This window comes from Pseudomonas lactucae (genome assembly GCF_016937615.1).
In the GTDB taxonomy this organism is placed as follows: Bacteria; Pseudomonadota; Gammaproteobacteria; order Pseudomonadales; family Pseudomonadaceae; genus Aquipseudomonas; species Aquipseudomonas lactucae.
Map to the genome: position 1 here is coordinate 1 of NZ_JAFHKI010000188.1, position 19,039 is coordinate 19,039.

The following is a 19,039-nucleotide window of genomic DNA, read 5'->3' on the forward strand; positions in this document are numbered from 1 at the left end:
CGATGCAGGCAACTCGGTCTATCAGATGTTCTGGCGATCGCCTTTCGGGTCAAAGAACACCGAAGACACAATCTCCGCCTCGATCACGCTGCCATCCGCCTGCGGTGAGAACACCCGCTCGCCGATGCGCTTCAAGCCGCCCTTCACCACGCCCATGGCAAACGAATAGCCCAGGGAATTGTGCGCATAGCTGGAGGTGACGTGGCCGACCATCTTCATCGGAATGCTCTGCTTCGGATCGAACACCAGCTGCGCGCCTTCCGGCAGCCACACGGTTGGATCGATCGGTTTCAAGCCCACCAGTTGCTTACGCTCTTCACGCACGCAGTCTTCACGGTTCATCCCACGCCAGCCGATCCACGAGAACGGCTTGGTACGGCCTACGCACCAGCCCATGTTCAGGTCGTCCGGGGTCATCGAGCCGTCGGTATCCTGGCCGACGATGATGAAGCCCTTCTCGGCCCGCAGTACGTGCATGGTTTCAGTGCCGTACGGGGTCAGGTTGTACTGCTTGCCGGCCTCGACGATTTTTTCCAGCACGCCCATGGCGTAGTCGGCCTGCACGTTGACTTCGTACGACAGCTCACCGGTAAACGAGATACGGAACACCCGCGCCGGAACACCGCCCACCAAACCTTCTTTCCAGGTCATGAACGGGAAGCCGTCCTTGTCCAGGTCAATATCGGTAACTTGCGCCAGCAGCTTGCGGCTGTTGGGGCCGGACAGGGTCATGGTCGCCCAATGGTCGGTGACTGAGGTGAAGTACACCTTGAGGTCCGGCCATTCGGTCTGTTGGTAAATTTCCAGCCACTGCAATACGCGGGCGGCGCCGCCGGTGGTGGTGGTCATCAGGAAGTGGTTGTCGGCGAGGCAGGCGGTGACGCCGTCGTCGAAGACCATGCCGTCTTCCTTGCACATCAGGCCGTAGCGCGCCTTGCCCACATCGAGCTTGGTCCAGGCGTTGGTGTAGATGCGGTTGAGGAACTCACGGGCATCGGGGCCTTGAATGTCGATCTTGCCGAGGGTCGACGCATCCAGCAGGCCGACGCTGTCGCGCACCGCCAGGCATTCGCGTTTGACCGCGGCGTGCAGGTCTTCACCGTTGCGCGGGAAGTACCACGGACGTTTCCACTGGCCGACGTCTTCAAACTCGGCGCCGTTCTTCACGTGCCAGGCCTGCAGCGCGGTGTAGCGTACCGGTTCGAAGATGTGCCCACAGTGACGGCCCGCTACAGCGCCGAAGGTCACCGGCGTGTAGTTGGGACGGAACATGGTGGTGCCCATCTGCGGGATGGTCACGTTCAGGGAGCGGGCGGCAATGGCCAGGCCGTTGACGTTACCCAGCTTGCCCTGGTCGGTGCCGAAGCCAAGCGCGGTGTAGCGTTTGACGTGCTCGACCGACTCGAAACCTTCGCGGGTGGCCAGTTCGATGGCGGCCGCGGTGACGTCGTTTTGCAGGTCGACGAATTGCTTCGGCGCCCGTGCGGTAGGTTTGTCATGTGGCACTTGGTAGATCGCCAGGGTTGGCTCTTCCAGACGGCTCAGGGCTTTTGGCAGCGTGCCTTCCACCGGAGCGAAACCGGCTTCGCTGGCCGCGCGAACGCCGCCTTCAAAACCGTCCGCCAGGGAATCACCGAGGCCGTAGACGCCGTTGATGCCACCGACGCACACGCGTTTCTGCGGTGCTTCGCCCGGAACAAAACCGAGGATGTCTTCACGCCAGGTCGGCTTGCCGCCCAGGTGCGAGGCCAAGTGAACCACCGGGCTGTAGCCGCCGGAACTGGCCACCAGGTCGCAGTCCAGCCACTCGCCAGGGCTGGTGACTTTATGCGCCTTGACGTCAATCGCGGCAATCCGTGCAGCGGTCACGCGCTTGGTGCCACGGGCTTCGACCACAGCGCTGCCGGTGAGGATACGAATGCCTTTGGCGCGGGCTTCTTCCACCAGCGCGCCACGTGGGTTGTGGCGCACATCAGCCACGGCAACCACTTGCAGGCCGGCGTCGAGCCAGTCCAGTGCGACGCGGTAGGCGTGGTCGTTGTTGGTCGACAGCACCAGTTTTTTACCCGGAGCCACGCCGTAGCGGCGCACGTAGGTGGAAACCGCACCGGCCAGCATGTTGCCCGGCACGTCGTTGTTGCCGTACACCAGCGGACGTTCGCACGCGCCGGTCGCCAGCACGACACGCTTGGCGCGCACACGGTGGATGCGCTGACGCACCACGCCGATCGGCGCACGGTCACCGAGGTGATCGGTGAGGCGCTCGTGAATGGTCAGGAAGTTATGGTCGTGGTAGCCGTTGACCGTGGCGCGGGGCAGCAGCACCACGTCCGGCAGGGCTTTGAGCTCGGCGATAACGCCGGCAACCCATTCGGTGGCCGGTTTGCCGTCGAGGCTTTCGCGCGAATCGAGCAAGGACCCGCCGAACTCTTCCTGCTCATCGGGCCAGGATCACGCGGGCACCGCTGCGCGCAGCGGCCAGTGCCGCGGCCAGGCCGGCAGGGCCTGCGCCGACAATGAGCACGTCGCAGTGACGGTTGAAGTTGTCGTAGGTGTCCGGGTCGTTCTCGGTCGGCGAACGGCCAAGGCCGGCTGCCTTGCGGATGTACTTCTCGTAGGTCATCCAGAACGATTGCGGGTACATGAAGGTTTTGTAGTAGAAGCCCGGCGGCATCAGCTTGCCGCCAACCTTGCCGAGAATCCCCATCATGTCGTTGTTGACGCTCGGCCAGCCGTTGGTGCTGGTGGCGACCAGGCCTTGGTACAGCGCCTGTTGGGTGGCGCGCACGTTAGGGATTTGCGTGGCTTCGGTAGCGCCGATCTGCAGCACGGCGTTCGGCTCTTCGGCGCCGGCGGCGAAGATGCCGCGTGGGCGCGAGTACTTGAAGCTGCGACCGATGATGTCGACGCCGTTGGCCAGCAGGGCCGCGGCCAGGGTGTCGCCTTCAAAGCCTTTGTAGCTCTGGCCGTTGAAACTGAAGGTCAGCACTTTGTTACGGTCGATCCGGCCACCGTTGGACAGGCGATTGATCTGGCTCATACCTTCTCTCCAGAGGCCTTGGCGGTGAACTGAGGCTTCTCACCGATCTTGTAGGTTTCAAGAATTTCGTAGGTCACGGTGTCGCGTGTCGCGTTGAAGTACTGGCGGCAACCGGCGGCGTGAATCCACAGTTCGTGGTGCAGGCCACGTGGGTTGTCGCGAAAGAACATGTAGTCGCCCCACTGCTCGTCAGTGCAGGCATTCGGGTCCAGCGGGCGCGGGATGTGCGCTTGGCCAGACGCATGGAATTCCTCTTCGGAGCGCAGTTCGCCACAGTGAGGACAGAAGATATGCAACATGAGGTATTTCTCCTGTTAGTGGGCGACGGCCGCAGCGCCGTGTTCATCGATCAACGCACCGTTGTGGAAACGGTCGATGGAGAAAGGTGCGGCCAATGGGTGCATTTCACCCTTGGCAAGGCTGGCGGCAAACACGTTGCCTGAGCCTGGGGTGGCCTTGAAGCCACCGGTGCCCCAACCGCAGTTGAAGAACATGTTCGGTACCGGCGTCTTGGAGATGATCGGGCAGGCGTCCGGCGTGGTATCGACGATGCCGCCCCACTGCCGGTTCATGCGCACGCGGGACAACACGGGGAACATCTCGACGATGGCCTGGATGGTGTGTTCGATCACCGGGTACGAGCCACGCTGGCCGTAGCCGTTGTAGCCGTCGATACCGGCGCCGATCACCAGGTCGCCCTTGTCGGACTGGCTGATGTAACCGTGCACGGCGTTGGACATGATCACGCTGTCGATGATCGGCTTGATCGGCTCCGACACCAACGCTTGCAGCGGGTGGGATTCGATCGGCAGGCGGAAGCCCGCCAGCGAAGCCATGTGCCCGGAGTTACCGGCCGTCACCACACCGACGCGCTTGGCGCCGATAAAGCCCTTGTTGGTTTCCACACCGATGCACACGCCGTTTTCCTTACGGAAGCCGATCACTTCGGTCTGCTGGATCAAGTCCACGCCGAGTGCGTCAGCGGCGCGGGCAAAGCCCCAGGCCACGGCATCGTGACGGGCCACGCCGCCGCGCCGTTGCACAGTGGCGCCGAGCACTGGGTAGCGGGTGTTCTTCGAGCAGTCCAGGTACGGAATCTCGTCGGCCACTTGCTGGGCGTTGAGCAGTTCGCCGTCCACGCCGTTGAGGCGGTTGGCGCTCACGCGGCGCTCGGAATCACGGATGTCTTGCAGGGTGTGGCACAGGTTGTACACGCCACGCTGGGAGAACATCACGTTGTAATTGAGGTCCTGGGACAGGCCTTCCCACAGTTTCATCGCGTGTTCGTACAGGTGCGCCGATTCGTCCCACAGGTAGTTGGAACGCACGATCGTGGTGTTGCGCGCGGTGTTACCGCCGCCCAACCAGCCTTTCTCGACCACCGCGACGTTGGTGATGCCGTGTTCTTTGGCCAGGTAGTAAGCGGTCGCCAGACCATGCCCGCCACCGCCGACGATGACCACGTCGTAGACCTTTTTCGGGGTCGGCGTGCGCCACATCTTCTGCCAGTTTTCGTGATGGCTGAGGGAGTGCTTGAAGAGGCCGAAGCCCGAGTAGCGTTGCATAGTCATTACTCCAAAACCGCGCTCAGCGATAAACCGGGAAATCAGCGCACAGGGCAGACACGTGCTTGGCCACGTTGGCCTCGACATCGGCGTCGCCGAGGTTGTCGAGGATGTCGCAGATCCAGCCGGCCAGTTCGATGCACTGCGGCACTTTGAAACCACGCGTAGTCACCGCCGGGGTGCCGATGCGCAGGCCCGAAGTCACGAACGGCGACTGCGGGTCATTCGGCACGGCGTTCTTGTTGACGGTGATGTGAGCGCGACCGAGGGCAGCATCCGCGTCCTTACCGGTGAGGCCCTGACGGATCAGGCTGACCAGGAACAGGTGGTTATCGGTGCCGCCGGACACTACATCGTAGCCGCGTTTGATGAATACGCTCGCCATCGCCTGGGCGTTGTCGATCACTTGTTGCTGGTAGGCCTTGAACCCTGGCTCCAGCGCTTCCTTGAAGCACACGGCCTTGCCGGCGATGACGTGCATCAACGGGCCGCCTTGGGCACCGGGAAACACGGCAGCGTTGAGTTTCTTTTCAATCGCTTCGTTGGCCTTGGCCAAAATCAGGCCGCCCCGTGGACCGCGCAGGGTCTTGTGGGTGGTGGTGGTGACCACGTCGGCGTAAGGCAGCGGGTTCGGGTACAGGCCGGCGGCGACCAGGCCGGCGACGTGGGCCATGTCGACGAACAGCAGCGCGCCTACCTTATCGGCGATGGCGCGAAAGCGTGGGAAATCCAGGGTCTTGGAGTAGGCGGAGAAACCGGCCACGATCATTTTCGGCTGGCACTCGACGCCAGACGCTCGACTTCGTCGTAGTCGATCAGGCCGGTGTCGGTGTTGATGCCGTATTGCACCGCGTTGTACAGCTTGCCCGAGGACGACACTTTGGCGCCGTGGGTGAGGTGACCGCCGTGGGCCAGGCTCATGCCCAGGATGGTGTCGCCCGCATTGATCAGCGCCAGGTACACGGCGCTGTTGGCGGACGAACCGGAGTGCGGTTGTACGTTGGCGTAATCGGCGCCGAACAGCTGCTTGGCGCGTTCGATGGCCAGGGCTTCGACCTTGTCCACGTGCTCGCAGCCGCCGTAGTAGCGCTTGCCTGGGTAGCCTTCGGCGTATTTGTTGGTGAGGCCGCTGCCTTGCGCTTCCATCACACGTTTGCTGGTGTAGTTCTCTGACGCGATCAGCTCGATATGATCTTCCTGACGCTGCTCCTCGGCATTCATCGCCGCCAGCAGTGCATCGTCATAACCCTGGATCTGGTCTTTCTTGCTGAACATCGCGTCTCTCCCAGCCTTTCGTATTGTTGAGGCCCGTGCAGGGCCCTTTGATGCGATGGTAGGGCTGGCGCAGGCAGGCCAAATGCCTGCGCACGCCACGCAAAGGTGCGTTTACGACATTGCCGGAACAACACAGAGCAAATGTGGGAGGGGGTTAGGCGATTATCTGACGGACCAGTAGCAGCAGGAGGAAGTGCACTGGATATAAGGCATACGCCCAGCGGCGCATAGGAGGTGGCGAGACATTTTTGGCATGTCGCAATAAGGCCAGTCCCGCCAGCGGCGCAATCAGACATGCAGCCAACCCCAACAGCGCCACAGGCGTGCCGCTATTGAGCAGGATTTGCCATTGGTTGGCGGCGACGCAGACTAAACCCGGCAGCACACTGAAATACCAGGGCCGGTGAAACACCAGCAGCATTGCCAGCGGCAGCAATACACCAAAGAAACCGAACATCAACTGGGCTGAAAACACCGCCGCTATTGAGACGGCGATCAGCGCCAATCCTCGATCAAACAACGTCTTCTTCTGCCAACCTCGGGCAATGAGCAAGCCCAGCGCCAGGGTCGGCAACACGTTTAAGGCATCGGCATCTTCGATGAACATTCGATACGGTACTTCGCTGATCACGCTGAACAGCAACAACCAACCCAAATAGCGCCAATGGCCGGTCACCGGTGCGTTGCGGGCCCTGTGTAAATTGGCCGCAATCGCCAGGCAAAACCACGGGAACGCAAAGCGCCCAGGCACATACAGCCCATCCAGACTCAACCCCACATAGCGCAGGTGATCGAGCACCATGCTCAGTAGCGCCAGCCACTTGAGTAAGTCCAAAGCGCCATCTCGGACTCGTCCGACAGGCAAGGTGTGAGTACCGTGCATAATTCCCCAACGACTTTGCATTTACAGCGCGTGCGCACCCCTGCCTATCTTGGTTAAAGTGCGCACCAACATCGACCACAGGAATGGGCCATGACCGACAAGAGCCAACAATTCGCCAGCGACAACTATTCCGGCATCTGCCCGGAAGCCTGGGCCGCCATGGAGCAAGCCAACCACGGCCATCAGCGCGCCTATGGCGATGATGAATGGACCCACCGCGCCGCCGACGGTTTCCGCAACCTGTTCGAAACCGACTGCGAAGTGTTCTTCGCCTTCAACGGCACCGCCGCCAATTCCCTGGCACTGTCGTCGCTGTGCCAGAGCTACCATAGCGTGATTTGCTCGGAAACCGCCCACGTCGAAACCGACGAATGCGGCGCGCCGGAATTTTTCTCCAACGGCTCCAAGCTGCTCACCGCGCGCACCGAAAACGGCAAGCTGACCCCGGAGTCGATCCGCGAGATCGCCCTCAAACGCCAGGACATCCACTACCCCAAGCCGCGCGTCGTGACGCTGACCCAGGCCACCGAAGTCGGCAGCGTCTACACCCCGGAAGAAATCCGCGCCATCAGCGCCACCTGCAAGGAATTGGGCCTGAACCTGCACATGGACGGCGCGCGCTTCTCCAACGCCTGCGCGTTTCTCGGCTGCTCACCGGCCGACCTGACCTGGAAAGCGGGCGTGGATGTGCTGTGCTTTGGCGGCACCAAGAACGGCATGGCCGTGGGTGAAGCGATCCTGTTCTTCAACCATAAACTGGCCGAAGACTTCGACTACCGCTGCAAACAGGCGGGTCAGCTCGCGTCGAAAATGCGCTTTTTGTCGGCCCCCTGGGTGGGCCTGCTGGAAAACGACGCCTGGCTCAAACACGCCCGCCACGCCAACCATTGCGCACAGTTGCTGAGCAGCCTGGTGGCGGATATTCCCGGCGTGGAACTGATGTTCCCGGTGCAGGCCAACGGCGTGTTCCTGCAACTGTCGGAACCTGCTATTGCCGCACTGACAGCCAAGGGCTGGCGCTTCTACACCTTCATTGGCAAAGGCGGCGCGCGGTTTATGTGTGCGTGGGATACCGAGGAAGAACGTGTAAGGGAATTGGCGGCGGATATTCGGAAAGTGATGGGCGCTTGAACCTGGCGATTACTGGCGGATTGCCGAGTCTGTCATTTGATATTTCTGACAGCAGCGCGCTGCGTTTTCATTGACTAGCCTCTTGGAACCCGAAAGGAAAAGGCCGCTGCAGCGGCCTCCTTTCGGGACAACGCCTGCCGAACAATCGGCTGGAAACGGAAATCCAGAAGAGAGCCAAAACCCATGCAATATCAAAGCAACGGCACCACCCTGCAAAGCGATGGCACTGTCAGCACTACAGTCATTGATTGGGATGAATTCATGAAGCATGCAAAAGTCGGCGACACTATTCGCGAACCATCCAGGACACTGCGCATTTACGATAAAGTCTATGAATTGACAGCATCAGGCCAGCACTTTGTGGTCCACATCTACGCCCAGTAACCGTTAACACTCACGTCGGAGACTCATGACCTCCGACGCCGATCGTTCCCACGCTCTGCGTGGGAATGCCTCCCCGGACGCTCCGCGTCCAAGCCTCCCCCCGATTCAGGGACCCACCCATGGGCAGAAGCCACTACGCCATCACAGAGCCCAGAGATTCAGCCCTGGTTCTGAAGAGCGCTTGCACCAAGGCGGGACGCGGAGCGTCTCAAGAGGCTTCCCACGCGGAGCGTGGGAACGAGCGGTGGTCAGAACTCGATACGCACATCCCCCTTCGGCACGCTGCAGCACGACAGGATGTAGCCCTCGGCTTCGTCTTCCTCGGTGATCCCGCCGTTGTGCTCCATCTCCACTTCACCGCCGAGCTTCATCACCTTGCAGGTACCGCAAATCCCCATGCCGCAGGCTTTCGGGATCAGCAGCCCTAGCTTGGCCGCCGCCGCATGCACGGTTTCGCCGGGCGCCACGCGGATGCTCTTGCCCGATGCGATGAATTCCACTTGGTGCAGGTCCGCCAGGTCGACTTCCGGCGCGTCCGCCGCTTGTTCGGCTTGCTCCACCGCGTCGGCACGGGCTTCCGGTGGCGTGGCGCCGAAGGATTCCTCGTGGTAGCGCGCCATGTCGAAACCAGCGGCTTCCAGCAGGCGCTTTACCGCGCTCATGTAAGGCGTCGGGCCGCAGCAGAACACTTCGCGCTCAAGGAAGTCCGGCACCATCAGTTCGAGCATCTTGTGGTTCAGGTAACCGCGATAACCGGCCCAGGGCTCGCCCAGGCCATGTTTTTCGCAGATCAGGTGCAGGCTGAAGTTGTCGATCCGCGAGGCCATGTGCTCCAGCTCGCGGTGGTAGATGATGTCTTTGGGTGAACGGGCGCTGTGAACGAACGTCATGTCGACGTTGGCGTTGGTGTCGTAGAACCAACGCGCCATGGACATCACCGGGGTGATGCCCACGCCGCCGCTGAGGTACAACACCTTGGGGCTTGGGAAATCGATGGCGTTGAACAGCCCGACCGGGCCGTGCACCGCCAGCTCCTGGCCTTCGTGCAGCGTGTCGTGCAGCCAATTGGAGACCTTGCCGCCCGGTACGCGCTTGATGGTCACCGAGAAGCTGTAAGGCACCGACGGCGAACTGGAAATAGTGTACGAGCGCATGATCGGCTGGCCTTCGATTTCCAGCTCCAGGGTGACGAATTGCCCCGGCTTGAAGAAGAACAGGATCGGCTGGTCGGCCATAAAACAGAAGGTGCGCACGTCCCAGGTTTCCTGGATGACTTTGACGCAACGGACGATGTGCCGACCATTGGCCCAGGTCTGGGTCGTTACCGGATTCAGGAAGTTACTGGACATACTGTTCTCCACCGCCGAGGCTCGGCCTTATGGTGGCGATTCTGCGTAACACGCGAACCGCCCACTTACCTATCTGCGACATTCACATACTTACCGCGACCAGCCCCCAACGACAGGGGGTTGCGCGTCGGGATCAGATTGGGCCATGTCGCCCATGGATAAGGTTCGTCGCAACGCCGGCCCCACACTCACTCCATACGAAGACGCTTTTTTTACGCCTTGCATAGCACCAACCGTAGCCACTATTCGCCGGCCACACAGAATGGCCATGAGGACACACACGATGGACGTCACCGCAACCTTAAGCTTGGGCGATCCGCTGGAACCCGCACGCAAGGCCACCGCGCAGATGCTGCAAGAGCGCGAGCGCACTTTTTCGCTGCCACAGCCGTTTTACTCTGATGAGCGGCTGTTTGATATCGACATGCAGGAGATCTTCCAGAAAGAGTGGTTGATCGCCGGCATGACCTGCGAGATCCCCACCAAGGGCAACTACCTGACCCTGCAAGTGGGCAAGAACCCGATCATCGTGATCCGTGGCGCCGACGGCGTGGTGCATGCGTTCCACAACGTGTGCCGCCACCGTGGTTCGCGCTTGTGCACCAGCGACAAGGGCAAGGTCGCCAAGCTCGTTTGCCACTACCACCAGTGGACCTACGAGCTCGACGGTCGTCTGTTGTTCGCCGGCACCGAGATGGGCGCGGACTTCGACATGAAGCAGTACGGCCTCAAACCGGTGAACGTGAAGACCGCCGGCGGCTACATCTTCATCAGCCTGGCCGAAAACCCGCCGGCCATCGATGATTTCCTGTCGACACTGAACCATTACATGGAACCGTACGACATGGAAAACACCAAGGTGGCGATTCAGACCACCTTGTTCGAGAAAGCCAACTGGAAACTGGTGCTGGAAAACAACCGCGAGTGCTACCACTGCAACGCGTCGCACCCGGAACTGCTGAAAACCCTGCTGGAATGGGATGACGTCACCGACCCACGTGCCGACCAGGCCTTCAAGGACCACGTGGCCGCCTCAGCTGCCGCCTGGGACGCCGAGAAGATCCCTTACGCCCACGCCAGCTTCGGCCTGCGTAACCGCATCGTGCGCATGCCGCTGCTCAAGGGCACTGTGTCGATGACCCTGGACGGCAAACAGGGCTGCGCCAAACTGATGGGCCGCATCAAGAACCCGGACCTGGGCTCGATGCGCATTCTGCACCTGCCGCATTCGTGGAACCACTGCATGGGCGACCACATCATCGTGTTCACCGTGTGGCCGATCAGCGCCCAGGAAACCATGGTCACCACCAAGTGGCTGGTGCACAAGGACGCCGTTGAGGGTGTGGACTACGACGTGGAGCGCATGCGCCAGGTGTGGGACGCCACCAACGACCAGGACCGTCGCCTGGCCGAAGAGAACCAGCGTGGCATCAACTCCACCGCCTACCAGCCTGGCCCGTACTCCAAGACTTACGAGTTCGGCGTGGTGAATTTCGTGGATTGGTACAGCGAGCGCATGCTGAGCAACCTGGGCGCGGCGCCGGCGCCTTATCTCAAGGGTGTGGCGGCTCACGAATAATACATAGGGATCTACATCCCCTGCGTAGCCGCTGTCGAGCCTTGGCGAGGCTGCCGCTACGCATTATCCAATCACCACACTTGATCTCTCAATGCTCAAAAATTGATCAACTCTCTTGAAGCCCTTTACGGCTTTGCCCTCCAGCTTTCGCCCAACAACTTATCCACAGAGCCACCCACAGCAATTGTGGGCAACTACCCGGTTCTGGCGAAATTAATCGAAGAAAATCCGTGACTTATTCAAGTTGACGATTCCGGCAAGGCATTGATCAATTTATGATCAATATCACGAAAGCCAAGTAAAACGTGGCCTGTAGCGGTACGCAAACACCTTATCCACAGATCCGCCAACAGACTTTGGGGGCAAGTTGAACACCGACGCTTGCCTTATCCACACGAAAACTTCTCTAAAAACCGTTACTTAGCCTGGTTATTTTTCATCCATCTGCTTGCACGCCTTTATCCGCGTGGGTTGTGGACAACCGCAAACACCTTATCCACAGCCCCGTACACAGCGATTGTGGGTAACCGACCGTTTGTCAGCTGACTGTACAAAAAATACTCAATTTTAAACTTCATCTACACTCTTTCTTGCAGTTATATTCAATGGCCCGGGTAAATGAAGTCCTTGGCGCGGCAGATGGAGGTAGAACGGTGATGTGGCAGGGTAATCCCGGCCATCACTGCGCCAAAGGTTTCACGCTGATTGAATTACTACTGACGCTGGCCCTGCTGGCCACGCTTTCGACAGTTGCTTATCCGCTGACGGCGTTGATGGGTAAACGTGAACGGGAACTCGACCTGCAACGTTCGTTGCGGGAGATTCGCCGTGCAATCGATGCCTACAAAGAAGCCAGCGACGATGGCCGCATTGAAAAAAGCCTCAGCGACAGCGGTTATCCGCCTTCCTTGCAGGCGTTGGTCGATGGGGTCACGGACCGAACCGATCTCAAGGGCAAAAAACTCTTTTTCCTGCGCCGCATTCCCCGCGACCCCGTCTGCGAGTGCCCTGACCGTGCGCCCGCGCAAACCTGGCAACTGCGCAGTTACAGGAGCACGGCGCAGGCTCCACAAGAGGGAGAAGATGTATTCGACGTTTCATCCCGCAGCACTCGGGAGGGTTTGAATGGAACGTTATACAGCCAGTGGTGAGCGGGGTTTTACCCTGATCGAACTGCTGGTGGTGATGGCCATCATCGCCACCCTCATGACCCTGGTCACGCCACAGTATTTTCGTCAGCACGCCAAGGCCCAGGAAACCGTGCTGCGTCATAACCTGTCTTCCATACGCCAAGCCCTGGACCAATACCGCGAAGACCACGGCGCCAACCCCGACTCCCTGCAAGCCCTGGTAGAGCGGCGCTACCTGCGCGAAATCCCCCTCGACCCGCTGACCGGCAAACGTGACACCTGGCAACTGCAGCCTGCCGACGAACAGGGCCTGGGCGATGTTCGCAGCGGCGCGCCAGGTAACGCCAGCGATGGGAGCACCTATGCCCAGTGGTAATGCACGCCAGAAGGGCTCGGTATTCATGGGCATGCTGGTCACGGTGGCCGTGGTGGCGGTGATGCTGATGGAGGCAGGCACTCTATGGTCCAGCGTCTTGCAGCGCGAACGCGAGTTGGAACTGCTGGCGCGCGGCAATGAAATACGCCGCGCAATCGACCTGTATTACGCGGTCGGCAACAGGTTCCCCACGTCCCTTGAAGACTTGGTGCTCGACCGCCGCCAACCGACCATCAAACGCTACCTGCGCCGTGTCTACAGCGATCCGCTGACCGGCACCACCGACTGGGGCATCGTGCCGGGGCCTGGCGAAACCGTCATGGGCGTGTTCAGCAAGGCCAAGGGCATTCCGTTCAAGCAAGGCAACTTTGCAGTGATCAATCAGGGTTTTACAGGGCAAGGCAGTTATCAAGGGTGGGTGTTTCTGCATGGCTCTGTGCAGAGTAGCTCTACAACCCGCACCACTCCCATTGGAGATCAGCTGACCCATGCAGGTGATTGAACACACACACTGATCGTTCCAGCAGTTCGGAACTTATTTATCTGAATTGAAGGTGGACTAGAGCATGAATAACTTACAACGGCGCATGCGTTATCTATTTAGAGGGTTGGTGGCCGCGGCCGTGCTGTTGCCCGCACTCGCATCGGCCCATGTGGCGACAGACATACCGGTTGCCCGGCAGTTGCATTGTTATATCCAGCCGGATTTCTGGAGCGGCAACCCGGCCGATGTCGGCTGTAAAGAACTCTACAGAGCGAGCGGCACGTACGCGGGGCAGCAGTGGAACGAAGTGGCGGCTTTTACCAAAGATTACAACGATCAACAGGCGGTGGAACGGGTCATACCGAACGGAAAACTGTGCTCAGCAGCCGACCCGCAGAAAGCCGGCCTCGACCGGCCTTCCGCCAATTGGTACAAAACCGCAATGACGCCCAAGAACGGTTTTGTCGAGGTGCGCATCTCCGGCACCGCCCCTCACGTCAGCAGCATCGTGAAAATCTACCTCAGCAAACCGGGCTTCAACCCCGCGACAACCGCGTTGAAATGGAGCGACCTTGACCTCGTTCACCAGGAGACCGTGACCGTTGCTCGAACAGACTGGGGCGCACAGCCACCGCCTGTCAGTGGCGTGTCGGGCTTCTTCAAGTTCAATGTCGCCATCCCCCCCGGCCGCACCGGTGATGCCATATTGTTCAGTCGATTCCAGCGCATAGACTCCGAAGGCGAGGGGTTCTACAACTGCAGCGATATCACCCTCCATAACGATGGGCCCACTCCCACTCCCGAATGGCACGCCAAGGGTCTTTTCCAGCCGCCAGGATTTAATCCAAAGGTTGGAGACAAGATCCATTTCCGGGTATTCGGATCCAGCAAGGCGCATAACGAAGTCGTCGATATCAAAGATCCCGTCAAGGATTCGAACCCGCAGGTATGGGGCCCGAGCCTCGTGCAGGCGTTAGCGCCTTACAAGACGGTGGTGCAAATAGGCGAAATGAAGGGGGCAAGCATTGTGTATAACACGGCGGAACCTGGGAAAAACCAGGTGTACCTCGCCGATGAGCAAGCGTCCAAGGCGATGTCGATCATTCCGGGCGATGACCCAGGCCCGGTCAATCCGGCGCCACCGGTGGCACGGATCACCGGGCCGACCGCATTGAAGTCGGGGCAGGCCTTTACGTTCAGTGGCGAGGCATCCTCCGGTAGTAATGACGCCTTGCTCTACGCCTGGACAGTCCCAGGCATGGCTGGCGCACAGAACGAGTCGACCGTGAGCGGCGCGGCGTACACGGTTGCTCAGCCGACCGCGTTCAAGGCTCGCTTGAACGTTCGCGACCAGCAAAACGGCAAAACCAGCCAGGCGGAGTTTGACTTCACCGTCACACCCGCCAGTGGCGGCGAGGAGTACCCGCCTTATGTTCCCGGAGGTTCACATGAGGCCGGGAAAATCTACGCTCACAATGGTCAGAACTATAAGTGCAAATACACCTCGTGGTGCTCCGGGTCGGTTCAATATTACGAACCAGGAAAAGGCCTGGCCTGGCGTGAGGCGTGGGATCAGCAGTAACCACTTGAGGATTATGTAAGTGCAGTGCGCCGCACAGGATGTGCGGCGTATTTAATGAATTCGTTATTCTATTTTTCTTCAAGAACTAGCACCAAAATTCATATAAAAGGAGCCCATGCTCCTTATCAAGTAACGCTATATTTTATTAACCACTTAGTACTTGATGCATCGCGAACAGTTCTACCGGCGGTGCCCGCTCACCAGCGGGCCGGGAGAGTGACACACACAACCGCCGTACCTTGGCACTCCCAACAGGGTATCTCCATGCGCACGCACACACTTATCCACCGCCCCCAACGCGGCTTCACATTGCTGGAGCTGTTGGTCGTCCTGCTGATCATCGCCCTGCTCGCCGGCTATGTCGGCCCGAAGATGTTCGACCGCCTGGAACTGGCCAAGGTACAAACCGCCCAGGGCCAGATGAAGTCACTTGGCGATGCCATGAACCAGTACCGCCTGGACAACGGCAACTACCCCGACGAAACCCTGGGCCTCAATGCCCTCGTCACACGGCCTGCCAATGCCCCCCATTGGCAGGGACCGTATGTGAAGACGCTGCCGCTGGATCCGTGGGGCAACCCGTATCTGTACAAGTACCACGGCGTACCGCCCAACGATGCCGACATCATCTCCCTGGGCCGCGACGGCAAGGCCGGCGGGGAGAACACCTACGCCGACATCGTGTACGGGCTGTGACCGGTCATGCACACGCTGCGAATCGCCCTCACGTTACTGAGCTTGTCCGGCTTGGCCCAGGCCGATTGCTGGCAGTTGGCGGCCAGTCGTTACCATATCGATCCGCTCTTGTTGTATGCGATCGCCAAGGTCGAATCGGGCCTCAACCCCAGTGCCCGCAATATCAACCGCGACGGCAGCCAGGATATCGGCCTGATGCAGATCAACAGCCGTCACCTGCCCGCGTTGGCGCGGTTTGGCATCAGCGAACAGCACCTGCTCACGCAGCCGTGCACCAGCGTGCTGGCAGGCGCGTGGATCCTGGCGGGGTTTATCCGCGAACAGGGTTACGGCTGGCAGGCCGTGGGTGCTTACAACGCAGGGGCCAGACCGGATCGGCAAGCACAGCGTTCGCGCTATGCCCTGGCGGTATGGCGCTATTACGGCCAATTGCTGCGGCAACGCTCAGGACAAACGCCATGATCGAGGTGGATGCCCGCGTCATTCGCGACGGCCACTTACAGACCGTGCGCCTGCAAGCCCTCGACCTGGCCCAGGCACGCCAGCAACTGCAGGCCGACGGCGCCCGGGTGGTCGCCCTCAAGGCGCGGCGCGCACTACGCTTGCCTCGCCGACGCAGCCCGTTCGCCCTGGGCCTGTTCATCCAGGAACTGGTGGTGCTGCTCGACGCCGGGCTGGTGTTGGTGGAGGCGGTGGAGACCCTGCGCGACAAAGCGCCACCGGGCGTCAACCGGCAGGTCATGAGCGATCTGCTGGCGTCGATGTACGAGGGCAACTCACTGTCCAGGGCGATGCAGCTCAAGCCACAGGTCTTCCCTGCGTTGCTGATCGCCACGGTGGCGTCTTCCGAACACAGCGGGCAGTTGGCCGTCGCGTTGCGCCGTTACCATCATTTTGAAGCGCACCTGCAAACCGTCAAAAAGCGCGTCAGCGGCGCACTGATGTACCCGCTGGTGGTGCTGAGCGTGGGCGCGTTGATCCTGCTGTTTTTGCTGTTCTTTGTGATTCCGCGGTTTGCCTCGGTGTTCGATGCGGTCACCGACCTGCCGGCCACCGCGCGGTTCATGGTGTGGTGGGGCGCGCTGGTGCAGGCACGCGGTCTGGAACTGCTGCTCGGCCTGCTGCTGGCGATTGGCGCGTTAGTGCTGTTGTTTCGCAGCACCGCGTTCAAGCGCGCGCCGCGGGCCTGTTCTGGAAAATCCCCAGCCTGGGCGCCCAACGCACGCTGTTTATCCTGGCGCGGTTTTACCGCACCGCCGGCATGTTGCTGATGGGCGGAATGCCAGTCGTCATGGCGCTGCAATTGTCCGGCGCGCTGCTGCCGCCAGAGCGCCAGACCGACCTGCGCCACGCCATGACCGATATCCAGGCCGGGCAACCGTTGTCGACGTCCCTGGCACGCCATCAACTGACCACCGCCGTCGCCGAGCGCCTGTTGCGCGTCGGTGAGCAAAGCGGCGAACTGGCGGCGATGTGCGAGCGCATCGCGCAGTTTCACGACGAGGCGCTGGAGCGCGCCATCGAGCTGTTCAGCAAGGTCTTTGAGCCGCTGTTGATGCTGGTGGTAGGCGGGTTGATCGGCTTGATCGTGTTCATGCTGTACATGCCGATTTTCGAACTGGCGGGGTCTATCCAGGGGTAACGCATATGAGCGACACCACGCGCAAATGGCAGGCCCTGGCGGCGCAACGGGGTATCACCCTGTCCGCTTACCTGACGCAGCTGCTGACCGAGGCGCCCGATCAACTGCATGCCGTCGCCCTGCCCCTGGGCCTGCTCGACATCGCCCCTCACCAGCTCGGCGAAGATTGGCGCTTCGACCTGCTGCCGTTGCCCCAGGCGCTGCTTCACCACGTGCTGCCGATGGACTACCTGGGCCGGCCTTGCCTGGTACTCGGCGACCCTTTCACCCTGGCCAGCAGGCAATGGCTGCAATCGTCCCTGACGTTACGGCAATTGCCCCTGGCGATGAGTCTGCCCGGCGCGGTCAAGTCCCAACTGGCCAAGGCCGAAGCCAGCCAACGGGTGATGCAGCCGTTCGGCGAGGACGACCATGACGCCAGGGTCAGCGAGGCCGCCCAGGAGATTTCCCTGAGCAGCATCGCCCGCGATGACAACCCGGTGGTGCGCCTGGTCAACTCCATGTTGTTCGATGCCTTGCAAAGCCGCGCCAGCGACATCCATGTGGAAACCACGCCCCAGGGCCTGGTGATCAAGTACCGCATCGACGGCGTGCTGCAACCGATGGGCAAGGCCGCCGGTCTGGACATGGCCGAGCAGGCGCTGTCGCGGATCAAGGTGCTGTCGGAGCTGGACATCGGCGAACGACGCGTGCCCCAGGACGGGCGCTTCAAAATGACTATCCAGCGCCGCGAGGTGGATTTTCGGGTGTCGATCATGCCCAGCATCCACGGCGAAGACGCGGTGTTGCGTATCCTCGACAAATCCCAGCGCGGCGAATCCCTGAGCCTGGAAAACCTCGGGCTGGCTGCCGACACCATTGCGCGCATCCGCATGCTGGCCAGCGAGCCCTACGGCATGTTGCTGGTGACCGGCCCTACCGGCAGCGGCAAATCCACCACTTTGTATGCCGCCTTGTCGGAAACCAATACCGGCGAAAAAAAGATCATCACCATCGAGGATCCGGTGGAATACGAACTGCCCGGCGTGCTGCAGATTCCGGTCAACGACAAGAAGGGCCTGACGTTCGCCCGTGGCCTGCGCTCGATCCTGCGGCATGATCCGGACACCATTCTGGTGGGCGAAATCCGCGACGGCGAAACCGCAGGCATTGCGGTGCAAGCGGCGCTGACCGGGCATCTGGTGATGTCGTCGGTGCACGCCAACAGCGCCTTCAGTGTGCTGGAGCGCTTTACCTATATGGACGTGGACCCGGCCAGTTTTGTCGAAGCGCTCAACGGCGTGGTCGCGCAACGCCTGGTACGGCGTATCTGCGCGGATTGTGGGGTTGAGGCACAACCGGATGCCGATATCGTGCGGCTCGCCCAGCTCCCCGAGGCTCAGCTCAAGCGGGGGCACTATCGCGTGGGCACGGGCTGCGAGGCCTGCCGCCATACCGGCTATCGCGGCCGGCTGGCCCTGGCTGAAGTGCTGAGCATGACGGACGGCATCAAGGAGGGCCTGCTCAGGCGCAATTCCGCCTCCGCGCTGCGTGAACTGGCGCGTGAAGCCGGCCACGTGTTTATCCGCGATATCGCCCTGGCCCACGCGGCCGCCGGCGACACCACACTCAAGGAGATCCACCGTGTCATTTCCCTTTATTGAGCACGTGGTGGGGCTGCACGGTACCCGCGCCGAGTGGGGCGCGCGCCCGTGCTGGCGCGGGGCGCCGGTGTGGCATGCACGCCACACGGGCGATCCGTTGGCGGCCTGCGTCGAGCTGCTGGGCCAGCGCCGCGAGGGCGCGTCGCGTTTCTGGACCGGGCCACGTGCTGTTGGGCTTCCCCCATGTGCACTACTTGATGCTGCCCTGGCAAACCCGGCCTCTACTCCCGGCAAGACTGGCAAGGCTTTGCCCAGGCGCTGTTCAACCAGCAGATGGGCT

The 19,039-nt window shown here is 61.0% G+C and carries 16 protein-coding genes and 3 pseudogenes; 13 read left to right on the plus strand and 6 right to left on the minus strand.

The window, feature by feature from the left end; all coding sequences use genetic code 11:
- Positions 1-21: 21 nt before the first annotated feature.
- From JWR98_RS27035 to JWR98_RS27055, 5 genes and pseudogenes are all read right to left on the minus strand, one after another.
- Positions 22-3,040: pseudogene (locus JWR98_RS27035) on the minus strand (sarcosine oxidase subunit alpha).
- On the minus strand, positions 3,037-3,339 hold the full coding sequence (locus JWR98_RS27040; RefSeq protein WP_003194855.1) for a sarcosine oxidase subunit delta: 303 nt from the start codon (positions 3,337-3,339) through the stop codon (positions 3,037-3,039). The pseudogene JWR98_RS27035 and the gene JWR98_RS27040 overlap by 4 nt, the downstream one beginning before the upstream one ends.
- 15 nt (positions 3,340-3,354) lie before the next feature.
- The gene (locus JWR98_RS27045; RefSeq protein WP_003176546.1) at positions 3,355-4,605 is read right to left on the minus strand and encodes a sarcosine oxidase subunit beta; all 1,251 of its coding nucleotides are present in this window, start codon (positions 4,603-4,605) and stop codon (positions 3,355-3,357) included.
- A 22-nt stretch (positions 4,606-4,627) separates the two neighbouring features.
- Positions 4,628-5,880 (minus strand): annotated as a pseudogene (gene glyA, locus JWR98_RS27050) (serine hydroxymethyltransferase).
- A 154-nt stretch (positions 5,881-6,034) separates the two neighbouring features.
- Positions 6,035-6,763, minus strand: coding sequence for a TraX family protein (locus tag JWR98_RS27055; RefSeq protein WP_205491685.1), 729 nt, complete (start codon positions 6,761-6,763; stop codon positions 6,035-6,037).
- Between the two features lie 90 nt (positions 6,764-6,853).
- On the opposite strand from JWR98_RS27055, the gene JWR98_RS27060 reads away from it, so the two are divergent.
- Both JWR98_RS27060 and JWR98_RS27065 read left to right on the plus strand, forming a co-directional pair.
- Positions 6,854-7,894 (plus strand): threonine aldolase family protein, encoded by a 1,041-nt coding sequence (locus tag JWR98_RS27060; RefSeq protein ID WP_205491683.1) that lies wholly within the window; start codon positions 6,854-6,856, stop codon positions 7,892-7,894.
- Between the two features lie 183 nt (positions 7,895-8,077).
- Positions 8,078-8,278: a hypothetical protein gene (locus JWR98_RS27065; protein ID WP_078734966.1), complete on the plus strand. Its 201-nt coding sequence runs from the start codon at positions 8,078-8,080 to the stop codon at positions 8,276-8,278.
- Positions 8,279-8,526: 248 nt separating this feature from the next.
- Here JWR98_RS27065 and gbcB read toward each other — a convergent pair whose 3' ends face one another.
- The gene (gene gbcB, locus JWR98_RS27070; protein WP_003176551.1) at positions 8,527-9,627 is read right to left on the minus strand and encodes a glycine-betaine demethylase subunit GbcB; all 1,101 of its coding nucleotides are present in this window, start codon (positions 9,625-9,627) and stop codon (positions 8,527-8,529) included.
- A gap of 283 nt (positions 9,628-9,910) precedes the next feature.
- Between gbcB and gbcA the strand changes: the two genes are divergently transcribed.
- The 11 genes and pseudogenes from gbcA to JWR98_RS27120 form a co-directional block, all read left to right on the plus strand.
- Complete coding sequence (gene gbcA, locus JWR98_RS27075; RefSeq protein ID WP_042945964.1) at positions 9,911-11,206, plus strand: glycine-betaine demethylase subunit GbcA; 1,296 nt, start codon at positions 9,911-9,913, stop codon at positions 11,204-11,206.
- A gap of 656 nt (positions 11,207-11,862) precedes the next feature.
- Positions 11,863-12,357, plus strand: coding sequence for a type II secretion system protein (locus tag JWR98_RS27080; RefSeq protein WP_078734968.1), 495 nt, complete (start codon positions 11,863-11,865; stop codon positions 12,355-12,357).
- On the plus strand, positions 12,332-12,712 hold the full coding sequence (locus JWR98_RS27085) for a type II secretion system protein (protein ID WP_078734969.1): 381 nt from the start codon (positions 12,332-12,334) through the stop codon (positions 12,710-12,712). The genes JWR98_RS27080 and JWR98_RS27085 overlap by 26 nt, the downstream gene beginning before the upstream one ends.
- Positions 12,699-13,214, plus strand: a complete 516-nt coding sequence (locus JWR98_RS27090) for a type II secretion system protein (protein ID WP_225908876.1) — start codon at positions 12,699-12,701, stop codon at positions 13,212-13,214. The genes JWR98_RS27085 and JWR98_RS27090 overlap by 14 nt, the downstream gene beginning before the upstream one ends.
- 64 nt (positions 13,215-13,278) lie before the next feature.
- Entirely contained in the window at positions 13,279-14,778 is a 1,500-nt protein-coding gene (locus JWR98_RS27095; RefSeq protein ID WP_078734970.1) for a lytic polysaccharide monooxygenase, read from the plus strand.
- Positions 14,779-15,042: 264 nt separating this feature from the next.
- On the plus strand, positions 15,043-15,474 hold the full coding sequence (gene gspG / locus JWR98_RS27100; protein ID WP_078734971.1) for a type II secretion system major pseudopilin GspG: 432 nt from the start codon (positions 15,043-15,045) through the stop codon (positions 15,472-15,474).
- Positions 15,475-15,480: 6 nt separating this feature from the next.
- Positions 15,481-15,936 carry a transglycosylase SLT domain-containing protein gene (locus tag JWR98_RS27105; protein ID WP_078734972.1) on the plus strand — a complete coding sequence of 152 codons (456 nt, stop codon included), beginning with the start codon at positions 15,481-15,483 and terminating at the stop codon, positions 15,934-15,936.
- Positions 15,933-16,745: a type II secretion system F family protein gene (locus JWR98_RS27110; protein ID WP_225908877.1), complete on the plus strand. Its 813-nt coding sequence runs from the start codon at positions 15,933-15,935 to the stop codon at positions 16,743-16,745. Before JWR98_RS27105 ends, JWR98_RS27110 begins: the two co-directional genes overlap by 4 nt.
- Positions 16,746-16,753: 8 nt before the next feature.
- A complete protein-coding gene (locus JWR98_RS29645) occupies positions 16,754-17,116 on the plus strand; it encodes a type II secretion system F family protein (protein ID WP_263974276.1) in 363 nt (120 codons plus the stop codon).
- Positions 17,117-17,121: 5 nt separating this feature from the next.
- Positions 17,122-18,759, plus strand: a complete 1,638-nt coding sequence (locus tag JWR98_RS27115) for a GspE/PulE family protein (RefSeq protein WP_078734974.1) — start codon at positions 17,122-17,124, stop codon at positions 18,757-18,759.
- Positions 18,740-19,039, plus strand: a pseudogene (locus JWR98_RS27120) (hypothetical protein); the annotation flags it as partial. The gene JWR98_RS27115 and the pseudogene JWR98_RS27120, both read left to right, overlap by 20 nt.